Raw genomic sequence first — 16,936 nt, 5'->3', positions numbered from 1 at the left:
AAATCAGTTCAGAAAACTCATCCATAAATTCTATAAAATTTTTTATGAAGACAATTTTTTTAAGTTTACTAATCATAGGAAATATTATAATCCTTTCACAAAGTGATAATTAATTTTCTCTTTAAATCTAGAATATGAAGGTTTCTATTTTATTTTTAAAACTCAATTGGCATAAGTTTTCTAGAACAACATCAGATTTTTCGTGGTAAGATATTTCCCACAAATAGGGTTGTAGTAAAGAATCAATTTTTTCAAAATATATCTTATCAACTTTTCCTATTGAATGTCCATAAACAGTTATTTCTTTAAGATGTGATTCACTAATAGCGTGATTTTCAATCCACTTACATAAATGATTTAATTGTGGCTTTTTGACCATTGAACAGCTTAAATTAGAGATACTGGTTCCTACCCTTTTTAAGTCTTCAGCACTAAAAGTTGAGTTCTCATGATAGGTCATGTAGCTTTCATCTTCTAAAACTTCTTCATAATATGCCATCGCCTCGGCAGCTTCACTGTGACGGAGTTTACCATTATTTGCCTGTGATCTTATATGATCTGGAATATTATGCTTAAAAGGGTCATCTGGATTATTGATATTAATTTTGGAAATATCTTGTTTAATAACATCATTTAAGTCATCTATTACATTCTGTTCATTCCCCCAAATTAATTGTTTATTTCTATTACCATGAATATAAAGAATATTTTTTGAATCAATTCCGTATAACGATTCCAAGGTGTTCGTGTAATTAAAATTGATAAATAAATCATCAGAATTAAAATCTATACTCTCTTTTTTTTGTGGTTCTCCTGAGTTCAAATATTCATTTGCTTGATCAATCATTATATTAAAACCAACAGAAATAAAATCTTTAATTTTATTAATATTATTTAATAAAAAATTATCGAAAGAAGGTGATAGTTCTTTCACTTCGGTTATAGCATATTGCCTTGCTGTAAAAATATCGCCAAATTTATCATCATCACTTGGAAAAGAATACTCGTCTATACTTGGCAATTCTTGAAAGTAAAATTCGATCTGATCTTTAAAAAATTGTATTAACAACTTTCTTTCGTCTTCAGATATCTTTCCTAGATACTTCTCAAATTCCGACCAATAGTCTTGTTCGTTTTTATCAAAAACAAAATATAGTTTATTTATCAAATCAAATAATTCAATGTTTTTTTCTTTTAAAATTGGTTTCAGGTTGTCTTTGTAACTAGTTGGTAAGTCATGCGCCATATCAAATCCGTTACCAATAATAAATAATCTTGTCAAATATTTTCGCCTCCTCTGAACGATTCTATTGATATAATTTTAAACACAATTCTGACTTTTTAATAAATAAAATTATTAATAATACTACCCAGACTGACAATTTATTCATTTTTATAACTTAACTGATCGCTTATTACTTCCAATTTTAGCATAACAAATAAAAAAGCCAAATAGTACATAGTCTATTGGACTCTAAATTTACGTCTTACTGAACTCTATTAGATTAGTTACTGAAAGAATTAAGCAATGAGCATTTAAAAATAGGTCAAAAACTTTTTTAAGTTTCTGACCTCATACATTCCAATTATTATTTTTCCCCCTCTCAATCATATTTTCTATGTCATTTACTTTGATACTTTATCAGAATATCTTCAAACAGTTAACCTCTCTTTCTCAGTAAAGCGAACCCCATCTGCATATCCTGAATAAAATGCTTCTCTATTTTTTACATTATGAGACGTGTCTTTTCCAGGGCCAAGCCCAATCTTTTCAACTACGGTTTCTACAACTTCCGGTACTTGTAAGGCAAGTTCATAGCCGTTTGTTAGCACCTGCTTCTTGAAAGTTTCATTCAACCCACGTAAATAGCCTTCAAGATAATCTTGCTTCAGCTGCCATTTCCGCTTGTATTTCCGACGTACCTCCGGTAATTGCAAAAATTGTCTAGCACAATAGCTGGCACTCCCACGAGCATATTCAAATGTAATCTGAGCGATTTGAACATCTGATTCGATTCCAACGAAATGGAGTTCAATTGGCGGTCCTGATACATAGTAATAACGAACTCGAAAGTTCTTAGCAATGATCAAAGCAAGTCGATAGAGCCATTTTTGAGGACGTCCCTCATATATGATCGTATTAATCACTGTTTCCGTTTTTTGTTCTTGCTTATAGCTAAAGACATCTTCTTCATCTATATTATGCTGAAGCATCAACTCTTGTGCTTTGGCTAGTGCTGACATCGATTCCTCATCGTTTGCATCATTTGCTAAAGCTAGTAACTTAACAATTTTTTGTTTTGCTTTTTCATCCATATAATTTCACCTTTTATATATTTTCTATTTTAATATCGCGAAAACAGAAATATTAAATACCTTCTCAACTTAATTTATACTCGCTTTGCCCGTACTGTAATCAATAGATAAACCATCTTGCACGTTGTGGATTAACACATTGAATTGAATATCGTTGGTTTCAACGCTTCGTGCTTCCATTTGAATCGCTCTGGGCAATAATTCTCGCTCTCTGAATATCGGAGTGACCCGATAACGGACGTGGTTATTGGTTTTTCTCAAATAGTTGGCCACTTCATTTTCAAATTGGACCATGTGGATCTGGTTCAGCTGTTGTGTGCCAGTAAACAAGTTTTTCCAGTTATCATTCTCACCGGTCATCTGAAATCCAATTAAATGGCTTCTATTATAGAGCCACACACCACTTTCTAGTTTTTTCTGATTCCAGCCTGTTGGATAAACGTTTGAGATATCTCCCCGATCCTCTGTTGGCATAATTGATCGGTGTAACAGTGCATCTGCGACACCGACACGATTTAGTGAATCGAGATCCGAAAATGTTTGCCAGGTCCCAGTATCCATTGACATATCTTCAGCTGTAAAACTTGGGTTATTGCCGTTTACTTGAATAACAACATTCTGCCCATCAAAATCGGGTAGATTCTTAACCTCTTCAGCTGAGATTTCTTCCTGATAGGCCCAATCACCGAAAAAGCCAGGCAACTGAACATCGAATTCAGATAAGTCCACTAAAGAAGCAGTAAACCCAAACAAACTGAACAATGCTGCGAGTATGAATTTTGATTTACGTTTCATATCAATCCTCTTTTATTTCATATAATTATGGATTTCTCCATTCTCCTAAAAATGAATATTTCCATGCTCTTTTAGTAGCCGATCAATTCTTTTTCATTTATAAATCAAGAGTGACAGGTCTCTAACTCTTTTCCTCACTCTCTTCAGCTATCAGCTTCTCTGCTAGTTTAGTAAGCAAATAAGCATTATCAAAGCGCATTCTATCAATCGACGACTTTCCATGTTTAAGATCCGAGATTGTCATCTTTGCAACACCGGATCTTTTACTTATTTCAGCTATTGATTTCCCACTTTTCGTCAGTAACCATTGGATTTTTTCTTTGTTCGCATACATACATATTCCTCCAGAGTTGGAGTGTAGCCTATTAATATTTGCTACTACTCGCTTTTATGATATATTTTGAGTAGTAGCAAATCCGGTCTATGGTTTTGTTACTTTGTGCTTATTCTGTGTCCGCAGGGTAAGCATTTTTTTACTGCCATAGTTATCCTTGTAATAATAAGCCACCTCCTACCTCGTTGAAGCAACACCAGCTAAACTCAGAATATTCCTCATAATCGACGTTTACAGTGAAACACAGCATTATTTTTTGTTCCTGTAATTCTTCTCTATCATTTTCCCACTCAAACTCATGTGGACTGACCTGAAGTAAAGTCAATAGCAATCCATGCTTAGTACTTGTTTCTATTATATGAAACACAACAAACCCATATTTTTTCTCGTATTTATCAATTATTTTCTTTTGTTGATCTGTCACGCTATAGATAACTGGTAGTACAAACTTCTTACCATTAACCATTATTGCAGTTCTCTTAGAACAATAGATCTCTCCTTTTCCGAATCCTGCTTTAACATAGTCCTCGATCGATAATATATCCAAACGTTTCTTTGCTTCTTCTACTAGTCTACTTTTTGCTTCCTCTAACAATTAACGTAACCTCCCAAAACAATTTATAGACGGTTTACCGTCTATAAATATTATAGCACGGTAAACCGTCTTTATCAATTGGTTTATTCTCTTTTTCAGGAGGTATCAGTAGTTGAAAAGATCCATCTGCGTGACATTATTCTGAATTCTTTCTATAGACTTAGTATAGTAATCCAAGTTAGTTTCAAAACCAATATAGTGTCGCTCAGTATTGATACAAGCAATCGCAGTTGTCCCACTCCCCATACAATTATCTAATACAAGATCTCCTTTTTGTGTGTAAGTTTGTATCAGATATTCAAGTAAACGTACCGGTTTTTGCGTAGGGTGGAACGTGTTCATTGACTCTTTGTCAAATCTCAAAATATTATTCGGATATCCTGTATACTCTTGGTAATATTCTTTGCCTGAAAGAGAACTCGTATTATAAATCCCTTCAGTCTCATTTTTCTTCTTTATAAGTGGTTGTTTCATCCTCTCCAACCCTTGAGGATAATAAATAGGTGACCCTTTTGAAAAAACAGAGATCGTCTCAATTGAACGCATTGGCTGTTTTTTGGCAAAGGCAAAGCCAGTTACGGTATTTTTAACCCAGTACCAATCATATTTATATTGTTTAAAGTTACTCATACGTAACTGTGTAGAAAATGGTTCCGCTCCAAACAAAACGATCGCACTATTCTCTTTGACTACACGCAAGTATTGTGACCACAATTCTTCCCAGGGCAAAATAGTATCCCAGGAACAAGCAGTAGTTCCATATGGCAAGTCGCAAATGATCATATCGATCGATCCATCCGGAATTTTTTTCATTCCTTCTAAGCAATCTTCAAAGTAAATCGTATCTTTTTGAATCATATTTTTCTCCTCTATGATTCAGGCCTGAATCCAATGGTTTAGTCAAGTCTTGATACATTTACTATACAAGGTAGCTATTCCCTGTTGAGTCTGCTTAAACGCCTATGAAAGATGGAAATGCTTCGCAATAAAGTAGATTACATCTATTGTCACACTATTTCCTGCTTGTTTATATAGTTGGCTGTCAGAAACCTTCTGCTCAAAGGGAGAGTTATAATGATCCATACGTTCAACCAAAATTCTTTGTGCAACTTGTTTGCTGCCGAATTTGGCTGCTAGAAATGCCCAATCTGGAAACGATTGAAGCCTCCAGCACTCTAAAGGTGTTAATTTACGAACCTGAAAATCTCTCTGTGCTAAATTATTTTGCTCCTCATCCAAATTTTTTCGTATTTCATTCACAACAATTTTCGGCTGCTGACCACCTCCTTGCATGGTATTTAACGTTGGACAAATCCCTTCAGGAGAATAGACACTGACCGCTGATCGATAACGTCCATCAATCTTTCCTTCTACTATGATTCCGTGGCGATCTTGTGCGGTAAGTGTGAACATTTCTTCTCCATTATTTTTTATTCTTCGTCCATTCTGTCGAACTTCATCTTTATCTGGCGATATTATAGGAATCGCTACCTTATTTCCTTCTCCTTTGTTTGTCGTAAGAGTTGGAGCGATTCCTTCTGTACTACTAACCTGACCATTCATACCATACCCACAAGGATTTACATTTCCGACTACAATTTGTTTTGGCATTTTATAATCAGTAGCCGTTAAAGTTCCCATTAATCCGTTAGTATAATAGGTTCGTTCTCGCAAATTTGTATTTAAGTTATTTCGTTTATTTGTCGTCCCAGCTATATTGATTTTTGCTGATTCTTGATCAACTGATTTTTCTTCTCCTGTGAGAGGTAAAAACTTTCTGGCACCTGACTCTCTAAAATGTCCGACAATAAAGACACGTTCTCGGTTTTGCGGGACAAAATCCTTGCTGTTAAGCACTTGCCATGCCACGTCATACCCCAGCTCATCCAGTGTTCTGAGGATTGTTTCAAACGTAGCTCCGCCATTGTGGTTGAGCAATCCTTTGACGTTTTCAAGGAATAAAATGCTAGGTCGCAAAATATGTGCGAAGCGTGCAATCTCAAAAAAGAGAGTTCCTCTAGTATCTGCGAAACCTCGTCTTTTTCCTGCAGAACTGAAAGCCTGGCAAGGAAATCCTCCTGTGATAATGTCCACACGTCCGAATCCTCGAATAGTGTCGTCTGAGATCCTTGTAATATCATGCATTTCCACCTCATTTTCAGTATTAAAGATTGCTTTGTAACTCTGTCTAGCATATTTATCAATTTCACAAAAGCCGACACATCTATGTCCCGCTTTTTCCATTCCCATCCGAAAACCGCCTACACCCGCAAATAAATCAATAAAAGTTAGTTGTTTCGATTGTTTCATTCAATATTCTTTCCCACAGCTGTGTTCTTTATTCAAGCTTGTAAGATAAGAATAATAAAAGTGCGGGTGAAAGAAGGGCATTCAAAAGTCTCAGAAATGGTTAGATTTTGGTTTCTGCTTTAAGACTACTCTTTTTTTGATCCAGTAATTGGATTGCAGACGTAAACTGAATGAGCGATTTTTTTGAGTCAATCAAAATAATATTCTTCTGATAATGAACTCGCTCGCTGACTAATGATATTGACAAGCCATAAAAATATCTAAGTAAAAATATTTTCCTTCTTCGATCAGTAATTTCAGGCTTATAAGGGTGATTGATTGAGAGATACCCTTTTATAAATAGTCTGTGCAAATACTCAAACTCTTTATACAATGGATCATTAATTACTTCTGGTGAAACATTTTCTCTGTGTATCATCGAATATGTTTCTTGAATCCTCGGAGTAGCTGGAATCCCAACTTTTTCTCGTAAATTTTTATACTCTGATAGAAATATACTGAATTTTTCTTTGGTGGTTTCCCATTCTATATCCACATCTCTGGGCAATTGATATTTGGCCACATCAAAAAGTTCCATTCGTCCCTCCATAATACAAAAAGCATTACCTCTCAAAAATGAGTAGGCAATGCTTTTATGTCATCATTATTTTTATTATCAGTTGTACCATGATTTTTCCTTCACAACTCTGGTTCATTGTCTTTTTCCGTTGATCGAAGTTCAGATTTTACTCGAAAAGTAGAAAGATCTTGGCCCACATTGCGCTCTTCAATCGGTTGACGCAAATACAACTCACGTTCTTTTTTCGAAGGTAATGTACGATACAATCCCTCAAATGCTTGTTCTTCTTCTAAATGATCCTTTGCTCGATAGAATGACATCAGATTAAAAGTAAACTCTAAACGTTTTATATCATGAAAAGGAACCATCAAATAGTTTTCACTGTCCAATGTGCCGTATGCAGCATTGGCTGAAATTAACGCTGTGCGCTTGTTGCCATCTTGAAAAGCCTGTAATTTAGCCAGTCTAGCGAAAACCCACCAGGCATCTTTTTCTGTTCGTTCAGATTGTTCAAACTGATCCACGATTTCTTGTAAATCGTTCCTAGAAATAATCTCTTTAGGGAAATAGTGTTCTTGACTAGCTTGATCAAGAACAATAGCTATCCGATCATCTTCATTGTAATATGAATTTCGCAAATGACCAGGTAATTTGGGCTGTTCTTCAGACGGTGAATCAAATTGCTTGTTCACTTCGATAATACCATCTACAGAAAAACCTTTTTCTTTTATCGCATTGATCCCTTTTAAACTATCCACAAAAATAGCTATATCATCTCTATTTTGACGGAGTGGTTTCGTAGATTTTAAATCTAACGCTTTTTTCGTTTGATAAACAGAGCTGCCGTAATTATTCAAACTACCCAACGATTGAATGAATTTTGCGAGTGCCGTCGTATCCATAGGTTGCCCACCTCCATTATCAGACATTTAATTTTTGAGCTAATGCTTCAGTCATCGTTTTAGAAAAATTAATTCCTTCATTCGTCGCACGCACGTTCAACCAATGTGGAATTTTAATTGTTTTTTTATCAAGTCGGACATCTTTTAAATAATCATTTAAGTCGACAGAAATCAATGTCGCAAATTCTGTTTCAGGGTTTACAGAAAGGGCATTGATAGCCGTAGGTGTTGGCAAAGGCATGTTTTTTTCGACTAGGTCTCCAAGCATAATACCTAACGCATCTGCCGCAAGTTCTAATCCTTGGGCGATATCTTCCGATTGCGTGACCGCTCCTTCAACATCAGGAAAATAAATTCCGTATCCAACAGGATCTTTTTCAAATATAGCTGGATAAACTTTTTTCATTTCTATCCCTCTCTTTCTTATAGACACAGTGGGCTTATTTGCCCACTGCTTTTCGAACAGAATCCTCTACTCTTCTAGATAACTCTTTTGAATGACTGGTAAGAATAACTGGTCTAGGAAAATTTTTCTTTATAAATTTCCTGTGTGACCCCTTTCCACCCTTCACTTCAACAAAGCCAGCATCTTTGAGTAATTTCTCTGCTTCTCTAATTGTCATGGGCATTTCAAGCTACCTCCTGACAATAATATCATAGCACGTACAGGGCGTACAGTAAAGTTTTTTCGTGTCTATTTATCAAGATCAACCGAATCGGATACTGTCTTTTCTGTCAAAATACTCAATGCAGCATCGTAAGTTTTTAATTGTTTCTCAAGCAATTTTACTTGTTTTTCAAGTTCTTTTTTCTCTCCATGTAAGGATTTTACTTTTTCTATTTGTTCAAGATTGGAGGGATCGTACTTTAGTTTTTCGTTCGCTCGAAATAACTTGTCGTCCAAAGTTGCTTTTGCCTCTTGCACAATTTCATAATTATCATAAAAGTCTTTCCCTAATACATGTGGTAGTTGATCGCTGCTTACTTGACGGGTTGACAAAATATTTAAAGCTGTGACCATTTCTCGGACATTTTGAATAGCAGAATTTTTTCGTTTTGGAAACAGTCCGCTTTCTCCAGAAAGATAATTTGCTAAAGACGCTCCCTTAACAAATTTATTTTTTTGTCCTTTTTCATCACTCCAAAAATAAAAAATATCTTTATAATTAAAATGCGCCTCGTAGCGTCCGTCTTCCAATTTCTCTAACATGTAATCAGGAACTTTGACCACACCTGTTTCATACCGACCATAGGCAATCTCAACATAAATCCCTGTCATGGTGTCTCTTTGTATTTGCCAGGGTTCAATGACAAAGGTTAGATCGGGTAAAGATTCTTTTTCTGCTTTTTGTTCGACATATTTTTTTGCAATATCCATTGCATTGAAAACCGCTTCCGGTTTATTTTTACTTACCCGCTCGATAATATTTTCTTCATTATAGATTCGTTGTTTTTTATTTATCGTATAATCACGAGCTGGACGTTTTTGTGGCAGATCTAATAATTTGTAGTTGATCACTTTCCCATATTCTTCTGAATTATGATTAGGGTCAACATCAATATTTAGAAGCCTTGCCTTAACTAAAAAATCATCCCAGCTTGTACTATGGGTAAGCAAAAAATTTAAACGTTCTTTTAATTCCACTCGATACGCATTCTTTCTTCGATATTCTTGATACTTTTTATGTGAGTTTCTTTTAGGCGTATCGAGGATCATTGCTCCGTGATAGTCCGCTACTTTATCGGAGTAATTTCTTAAATGAGCCGCTGTTCCTCGTTGCCAGCGAAACTTCGTTAAATCGACACTTGAGGTTGTATTAAAAATAATATGGTTATGCAAATGTTCTTTATCTACATGAGTCGCAATGACAAATTCATAATCTTCACCTAAGAAGTTGAGCGCTGTCTGTCTTCCAATTTCATGAACTTCTTCAGGTGTGAGATTGTCTTCAGGATCGAACGATTGAACAATATGTCTTGCAATTACTTCCTCAGTCTTTTTTTTATTCATTTTTCCACGGACTCTTTGAGCCAATGTTCTTGTTAAGTTCATTTCAAAAAAAGCATTGTTCACGGCGTTAACTTTATGACCACTCGTTAAAGTTTGGTTTTTTGTTTTTTCTGGATCTAGAATGTATCTTATCGCCTCTTTTAGATATCTTTCTTGCTTAATCGTGAGCGTTTTAGTCGTTGGCACTTCACTCGCTCCTCGTTAGCTTCTGAATTTCTTGTAGCAAAATGTCTTGTGAACGTACATAGTTGTTTTGCATTTTCGCGAACTCTGAAACGAGATATTGGATATCTTCTTTTTCTACAAGATCTGTCTGATTTAATTTATGAGCAATCTGGTTGATATTATTGCCAATCATATTCAACTCAGAAACATATTTCCCTGTTTCAGCCAATGATTCTCTCAGAGTAGTAAAGTCTATTTTGACCACTAGTCCATTAAGCGCCATTATGCGGACATAATTGGTCATCGTCTTCAAGCCAGATGTCTCCATATTCTCTTTTATCCGCTTCTTTTCTTCCTTCGTCAAATAAACTTGAACAAATTCGCTTCTAAACAGTTCCTTTTTTCTCATATTTCTCCCGCTTCCTAACATGAAAATCAGCCAGCAAGGCTGTGCCTTGCCCACTCCCGAACCAAAATCTTCCGCCCCTCCTGGGCGGAGTTTCGACAGTGGCAAGCATAGCGAGGTACATGTACCTCACGAAAAAATAAAAAAGAAGGAAGTCCCGAAAATCGTAGATTTTCGAGTTTCCTCTTTTTTGTTTTTAAACTTGGGGCATGCCCCAAACCCCATTTTCTTTCATTACATCAATGACCTTTTCCGAATTCTTCGAGATCCGAAATGAGCTTTCTAAATGATTGTTCAGATTCATTTTTTAGTATTTCCTCTAACAAAGCCAGACTAGAAATGTGAATAGCGATTGATTCTTTCTCCACTTTTTCTAAGTTTCGTCTTTCTGATTGCAACTGACCAATCACTGCTTTTAATGGTGGAAGAATAAGTTCTTGAGATTCGTCTCGTTCAAATCGCTGACAAACTTTCCAAAGATAATACAGACATAAAGGTCGCTTTTTAATCAGTTTTATCATCTTCGCTACTTTCTGAATTGCCTTTTAATTTTTCTAAAGTATCCGCTAAATTATACTCTTCCTCAGATCGTTCTTCTTTTTTATTCACCTTGTCTGTTGCGACATTGTCCATTGCTCGACTTTGGAGTTCTCGCGCACGTTTGATTTCTTCTTCCAATGTTGGTCGAACTTGCTCTGTTTCCTTTTCATACATATGCGCAGCAATCTTTTGTAAAAAGGTATCGCTTCGAACAATCAAGTTAGTAAACAATTGTTGTAATTTCACTTTTCCGTTATTCATCGATCGTAACTGACTTAACAAACTCAAATTAAGCGGCAAAGGATTAAAACAAAAAACAGTCATCACAATAGAAGCGATACTTTCATTTTCAAATCGAATAATCTCTTCTGACGATTGTTTCTCTTTTTCTAAAAGGCAAACAATCAAATCACCAAGTGTTTGTTCTTCTCCCTGATTCGCTTTTATTCGAATGGTATGCTCTTCAAGAACTGATTCTTCTCTTTCTTCAAAAACAATTGTACGATTCGCAATCTTTTCTAAGATAGCGAAAACTTCTTTCGGACTCGTTTCTATTTTTTTAGTTTCTTCTTTTCCTTGCGTTTCCGTTTTTTCAAAATATGGAACGATTGGGGCATGAGTGATTTGTGTAAGCTGCGTTTGTTTTTCTTTCAGGATCTCCCCAGTTTCACTATTCACTTTTTGTTGGTTTCCTCCAAATAGAAAGACAGGTTCCGCATTATTCTTCAATGTCCTATTTTCTCGAATCCAATCATGGACTTCTTTTGATTCAACTGCTTCTGCACGTTGATAAAGAAGCAACAACTGATTCATTAACGATAAGTTTTTTGTCTTAGGTATACTTCTTAAAAAGCGTAGATAATTTTTTTCATCTGTCCAGTCAGTTAAGTGATCCATAACATAGGAACAGATGCTATTTGAATCTCCTTCATCTAACAATTTTTGAAAGTGATCATCAATAACAAAAGCTTCTTCTACTTGTTCCGCTATTTTATTTTCTAACAAACCAAGCAACATATCCTGCGTTTCTTTTCGATAAAACTTTTGATCATTTCGATAAAAATATGCCAAAAACATTTGACGTGCTTTTTCAATTTCATTCCCTTCAGGTTTTCCTATGCTTTCTTTTGTCTTCAACCATACTTGTTGGACAAAAGCTTGCAAGAGCTTTTCAAGATCATAAGCATCCAATTTTGTTTCAGGCAGTATTGCCTCTGCCTTTACGTATTCCTTCCAAAATGAAGCGGGAAGTTCTTCAAACAGGGCAAGGCACATCGAATAAAAATCGATAGTTATTGGAACAATTGGTAAATCTTGTTTGGCAATAATTTGTGAATTGGGGTTGAATAAATAAGAAACATCAAATAACTCTTCTTCTGAAAGAGGCGTTTGTGTAAAAAACGCCTCATCGATTATTTCATATGGCACACCTAACGCCTCTGCTGCATATTGAAACAATGACACAAATACACTATTGGGTTGTTCTACCCCGTTTCTGATTAGATAATTGAAAGTGTCATGAGCATGCAACGCAATGTCTAAAGCTGACAATTCATTCTTGAGTTTTAAATTTCTGGCCAACTTTTTTCTTTTTGCTATATTCGCTTTCTCATAATTGTCAGGAAACAATGTTGGCATTCTTTTTTCCTCCTTTATCCCACTTCAAGTTCTGTCTCTGTTTCTTTAACGGAAACTGATTTGTTTTGTTCTTCGACAGCTACTTCCATTGATCGAATCAATTCTGATTTTTGTGTCTGCGTTAAATCTTTAATCGTATCTTTTTCTTTCTCACTCGCTTTAAGTCCCAACTGATTGCTTAAATCTTCGATTCGTTTCAATTGTTGTAACTCAATATTATTCATTTTCTTATCCGTTTGTTTCTGATCTGCTACTGTCACAGAATTTTTAGCTGTTGATTGTTCAACCCCCTCAGCAATTACCGGAGCATTTCCCTCATCTGATAATTTAGGTTCATTCTGTTGTGTAGGTTCTTCCGAATGCTGTTTATTGTGATCACTCACTGATTCAGCTGTATTTATAGCAGGCTGTGTTTCAGGTGCAGCAGCTGGCGCTTGATTTTCCGATACAACCGAACTCTCTGAAACCTTCTCTTGTTCTTTTTGAGTTGGTTCTTGCGAATCCTTTTCCTGTACCTCTTGCATTTTCTCAGCTAAAGGCGCTTGATCTCTTTTTTCCTCTGTATTTATATTGGGCTGTGTTTCAGGTTCAACAGTTGGCGCTTGATTTTCAGGTGCGCTAGTCTCCTCTGAAACCTTCTCCTGTTCTTTTTGAGTTGCTTCTTTTGAATCGTTTTCCTGTACCTCTTTTGTTTTCTCAGCTAAAGGTGATTGATTTCTTTTTTCCTCAATGACAAATTTTCGATCAATTGTATTTGAGAATTGTTTTAACAAGCCATTGATTGATAAAAGTTTGCGATTAAATGAATTTTTCAAACCTAAACGAATGTCATCCATTGTGTTCGTCACTTGATACACTGTATTATTTTTTTGTGTTCTAACATACTGTTTTAAGTTCTCTTTGAAATCAGACAAGATTTGACCAATTGTTCGTTTTACTTTGCTTGTTTCTTCTTTTATCTGATTCTCAGTCGGCACGCTCAAAGCATCCACTGCCTCTATTGACTGTTTAACAATGGTTTCAACTTGTTTTAAATGTGTGGCTAGAATGTTTTCTATATCGGCCATGCTACCGAATTGCTCTCCTTTATATCCCACTTGCTTAAGAAAGGCATCGACTTCTTGCTTCGTTTCATCAAATGAAACATTGATCTCTTGGATAAAAGAGTGATTAGAAGGTTGAAGCTGTTCGTCCGAAGAATCAATACTGCGCGACTGATCTTTTTCTTGCTGTTCTTCTTTTGGTAAACTATTTGAGCCTCGTGGTGAAGATTTGATCTCTTCCTCAAGTCCTTTCTGATAAAAGTTAGAATAGTCGTCCTTCATTTCTTTTAGCTCTTCAATGTAACCCTTTGAACGATTAATTCTTTCCAATATAGAGTTGGACTGTTCTAAATTAACATTGGATTTATCGATACTTTCCAATCCAGCAATGTCTATTTCAAATTCAGCTATTTCACTAAAAATAGGCTCGATAGTATTCTTTTCTAGTGTTTCCACAGCTAAATTTAACTTCCGTAGTTCCCAATCGGTTTCAGAAACTTTTTCCCAATTAGATTGATTTCTAAAATCAATACGTTCTTTCTTCAATGTCTCAATTTTATTGCCTAACTCAATATACTTCTTACTTTTTCTCTCTTCTAAAAGTTGTACTTCTGCCATATCATTCACTCCTTGTACTCCTTCGACTGGTTGATCGCCTATTTTATTATTATGGTTTCGTCTAACTTTAATATCCCCTACTTCATTTTTTCGTAATAAAGTCCCTATTACTTCTTTTTCTGTCTCTGTTTGAGGTTTATATTTCTCGGATGGAAGAAAATCACCAGTTTCTTGTAGCTCTAAGGCCACTGTATTCAATCCTTTAACAAAATAAAGTGTTGGATTTTTCTCCCCTGGCGTAACTGCCTTACTGTCGATGAGTGCTTGTGCATGTGCGCTAATGTTTTGGTGCGCTTGTTCAGCTTTTACCTCTACTTCTAACAGTACTTCCTGCAACGAATTTCCATAAACATCATTGAATACTGCCCTTTCTGTAATCATTGTCAGCATTTCATTCAAATCTGTTGAATAGTCAACAAGTTCAGATCCATCAAATAAAAAAAGCGTCTCTTCAGACTGCTCCTTCATTTCTTCCAAGGAATCCTTGAGAATCGCTGTAATTTGTTCCATCGTATCCGTTTGAGGAATAGCGTTCATATATAAATGAATAGCTTCCTCTTGCTTCTGAATAGCTGAAGCTTGATCTATTAAAGAAAGTTCGCAAGTTTCCAAAGCGTCTCCAACATTCAGTTCTTCGTTCTCATGAATAAATTTGACCGATTTGATACTTTCTATTTTTGTATCAACTTGTGTCTTAAGTAACTCTTGATCAAACCTTGTTCCTTGTTCTACATCAATTTGTTCTTTATTTGATTCTAAGACTGCCGTTTTCAAATTCGGAAAGGCATGGTCAAAAAAAGTTGTGAGCTTATCACGCATATTCTGATCAAATAAAGCATATTCAATTTTTGTTTCATAAGTCTCTTTTGATTTAAGAAAAATACTATTCAATCCAGCTTCGCTCACATATAACTCAAAAGCTCTGGCGAATACTTCTGTAGGAGCAGTGTAATATCCTCCCTTTTCGGCTACGTAGCTGCCTTTGCCGTTAAGTGAAAGGTTTTCTCTATATCTTTTAACAATTGGCTTAAAATCATCTCTCAGGCTCAATAAACGACCATTGTCTGTACCATAATCTAATGCATGACCATACTCGTGAACAAATGATTGTATACCCACACCACCAATTTCATCGTTTGTGTCTCTAAAGTCTATAGCAATTGTATTCTTGTTAGGTACATACAGTCCAAGAGCTTTATGATTCCCGAGCTTCCTCAAACGCAACTCTGGTAGTTTATCGCCAGTTTTCGGTAGAATGTCGTGCATACGTTCCATTTCCTTCTCAAACTGTGAAAACAGCGTTAGATCCACATCGTTATCTATTTCCACAAATTGGAAATACTTATTTAACGAAGTTGATTCCATTATTTTACGCGTATCTTTATTGATATTCTTTTTTGTCTGCCATGCAGAAGCCCTGGTTTGCTTATCAATATCTTTTTCATACTCTCGTTGAAGAAAAATATCGTAGGTACTTTGAATATATTCTTCTACAAAACTGATTAAATCGTTTTGTTTCCGAGCGTTCTGAATCGTTTTCGGATAGAGATAGGTTGTTCGGTTTCCCTCTTTGAGCAGATACGGAGACTTATCTAGATTTACTTTTACTGGATTTGTCGGATCATTTGATAAATCTCCCCAATTGGCAGCAATTTGTTCCTCTAGCAATCGACGTTCTTCACCTTGTACCTCATTATTTTCTAGCATTGATTTCATTTGTGAGGGATTATCAAGATACTTTTCTCTTTCATCTCTAGGAAGTGTGGCCAAAAAAGTATTCGTCAATTCTCCATGAGGATTCTTTTGGAATAAATGAGCATTCTTTTTTCCGGTATAACTTGCAATTGACAGCCTCTCCAGTAATCGTTCTAAGTCTCTTCTGTCAAACTTAAGCTCCTGAACAGTATCATCAAATTCTTTTAAAATATCTCGCTGTAATTTATCATATCCAATCGCTCGATTCATATTCCCTAATGCGTAATAACTTGGATCTGTAGAATTGTTAGACGAAAAATAATAGAATTCACCGTGTTTTGTGCCACTCTTATTCTTTGGATCTAAAAGTACATCAACACTTTTGACGTGTTCCTCAGATCCATTGATTTTTCTTCTGATAGCAGTAGCTGAGTAAATTTTCTTTCCCTCGGCTTCACTTCTAAGAAAAGAACTTTCAACTACATCAATCGCTCTTACCTTAACTTCCGTTGACCAGGGTTGGCCTTTCCAGTCATGAAACGTCGCGTCTTCTTTGCCCACCGGATAACCATCTCTATTCCGAATAAACGTGTCTACTGCTCTCAGCTCATCTTCTTGCGTCCACGTGCCATTCTTATAAATATTATCGGCCAGCTTTCGAAATGCGGTATATAAAGTATCCTTTTCAGTAAACACCAACGGAGACGAAGTGGTTGTCCCATATTTCTTTTTAAGTAACGAAGTTAATTGATTTTCCACTTAACATAGCTCCCTTCCTTAGTCTCTATCAAAAGCTTGCTCGGTATCTTGATATTCATCCTTTCTTAAGTCGATTAAATTCTCAGTGGAGGACATTTCTATCACCATTTTTTGGAATTGATCTGAAACTTGAAAAAGTGCTGAAACAGCTCCTCTTTTGTACTCAGTCAGTTCTCCTTCTTGATAGTCTTGGATCAACCGAAGAATAAAGTTACTGAACTGTGTTTCATTAAATGTGTTTTCTTCCATA

17 protein-coding genes are annotated in these 16,936 nt (G+C 35.7%); all 17 read right to left on the bottom strand.

The annotated features are described in order from the left end of the window. Positions 1-127: 127 nt before the first annotated feature. On the bottom strand, positions 128-1,282 hold the full coding sequence (locus tag IGJ14_RS14710; protein ID WP_326273773.1) for an AbiH family protein: 1,155 nt from the start codon (positions 1,280-1,282) through the stop codon (positions 128-130). Between the two features lie 371 nt (positions 1,283-1,653). Next, a complete protein-coding gene (locus IGJ14_RS14705; protein ID WP_326273774.1) occupies positions 1,654-2,316 on the bottom strand; it encodes a DUF2786 domain-containing protein in 663 nt (220 codons plus the stop codon). Positions 2,317-2,385: 69 nt separating this feature from the next. Continuing rightward, positions 2,386-3,111, bottom strand: a complete 726-nt coding sequence (locus IGJ14_RS14700; protein WP_430608570.1) for a DNA/RNA non-specific endonuclease — start codon at positions 3,109-3,111, stop codon at positions 2,386-2,388. Positions 3,112-3,232: 121 nt separating this feature from the next. Beyond that, positions 3,233-3,445: a hypothetical protein gene (locus IGJ14_RS14695; RefSeq protein WP_194180127.1), complete on the bottom strand. Its 213-nt coding sequence runs from the start codon at positions 3,443-3,445 to the stop codon at positions 3,233-3,235. A gap of 151 nt (positions 3,446-3,596) precedes the next feature. Further along, entirely contained in the window at positions 3,597-4,040 is a 444-nt protein-coding gene (locus IGJ14_RS14690; RefSeq protein WP_429966393.1) for a hypothetical protein, read from the bottom strand. Between the two features lie 105 nt (positions 4,041-4,145). Further along, positions 4,146-4,898 carry a DNA-methyltransferase gene (locus IGJ14_RS14685; protein ID WP_430608569.1) on the bottom strand — a complete coding sequence of 251 codons (753 nt, stop codon included), beginning with the start codon at positions 4,896-4,898 and terminating at the stop codon, positions 4,146-4,148. A gap of 102 nt (positions 4,899-5,000) precedes the next feature. Continuing rightward, the gene (locus IGJ14_RS14680) at positions 5,001-6,350 is read right to left on the bottom strand and encodes a DNA cytosine methyltransferase (RefSeq protein WP_430608568.1); all 1,350 of its coding nucleotides are present in this window, start codon (positions 6,348-6,350) and stop codon (positions 5,001-5,003) included. Positions 6,351-6,450: 100 nt separating this feature from the next. Next, a complete protein-coding gene (locus IGJ14_RS14675; RefSeq protein ID WP_430608567.1) occupies positions 6,451-6,927 on the bottom strand; it encodes a transcriptional regulator in 477 nt (158 codons plus the stop codon). A gap of 101 nt (positions 6,928-7,028) precedes the next feature. Beyond that, positions 7,029-7,811, bottom strand: coding sequence for a Fic family protein (locus IGJ14_RS14670; RefSeq protein WP_023520666.1), 783 nt, complete (start codon positions 7,809-7,811; stop codon positions 7,029-7,031). A gap of 19 nt (positions 7,812-7,830) precedes the next feature. Next, a complete protein-coding gene (locus IGJ14_RS14665) occupies positions 7,831-8,217 on the bottom strand; it encodes a type II toxin-antitoxin system HicB family antitoxin (RefSeq protein WP_430608566.1) in 387 nt (128 codons plus the stop codon). 34 nt (positions 8,218-8,251) lie between these two features. After that, positions 8,252-8,440, bottom strand: coding sequence for a type II toxin-antitoxin system HicA family toxin (locus IGJ14_RS14660; RefSeq protein WP_023520664.1), 189 nt, complete (start codon positions 8,438-8,440; stop codon positions 8,252-8,254). A 65-nt stretch (positions 8,441-8,505) separates the two neighbouring features. Then, positions 8,506-10,008, bottom strand: a complete 1,503-nt coding sequence (locus tag IGJ14_RS14655) for a relaxase/mobilization nuclease domain-containing protein (protein ID WP_430608565.1) — start codon at positions 10,006-10,008, stop codon at positions 8,506-8,508. Position 10,009: 1 nt separating this feature from the next. Next, the gene (locus IGJ14_RS14650; RefSeq protein ID WP_430608564.1) at positions 10,010-10,396 is read right to left on the bottom strand and encodes a plasmid mobilization protein; all 387 of its coding nucleotides are present in this window, start codon (positions 10,394-10,396) and stop codon (positions 10,010-10,012) included. Positions 10,397-10,632: 236 nt separating this feature from the next. Then, complete coding sequence (locus IGJ14_RS14645; protein ID WP_326273781.1) at positions 10,633-10,914, bottom strand: hypothetical protein; 282 nt, start codon at positions 10,912-10,914, stop codon at positions 10,633-10,635. Next, positions 10,898-12,571, bottom strand: a complete 1,674-nt coding sequence (locus IGJ14_RS14640; RefSeq protein ID WP_430608604.1) for a hypothetical protein — start codon at positions 12,569-12,571, stop codon at positions 10,898-10,900. The genes IGJ14_RS14645 and IGJ14_RS14640 overlap by 17 nt, the downstream gene beginning before the upstream one ends. A gap of 14 nt (positions 12,572-12,585) precedes the next feature. Then, entirely contained in the window at positions 12,586-16,686 is a 4,101-nt protein-coding gene (locus IGJ14_RS14635) for an LPD1 domain-containing protein (protein ID WP_430608603.1), read from the bottom strand. An 18-nt stretch (positions 16,687-16,704) separates the two neighbouring features. After that, on the bottom strand, positions 16,705-16,935 hold the full coding sequence (locus tag IGJ14_RS14630) for a hypothetical protein (RefSeq protein ID WP_430608602.1): 231 nt from the start codon (positions 16,933-16,935) through the stop codon (positions 16,705-16,707). Between the last annotated feature and the right edge of the window lies 1 nt (position 16,936).

Origin of the sequence: Enterococcus sp. DIV1304_2 (assembly GCF_050555445.1) — a bacterium.
GTDB lineage: Bacteria > Bacillota > Bacilli > Lactobacillales > Enterococcaceae > Enterococcus_B > Enterococcus_B pernyi.
This window is presented reverse-complemented; position numbering and strand designations above follow the sequence as displayed.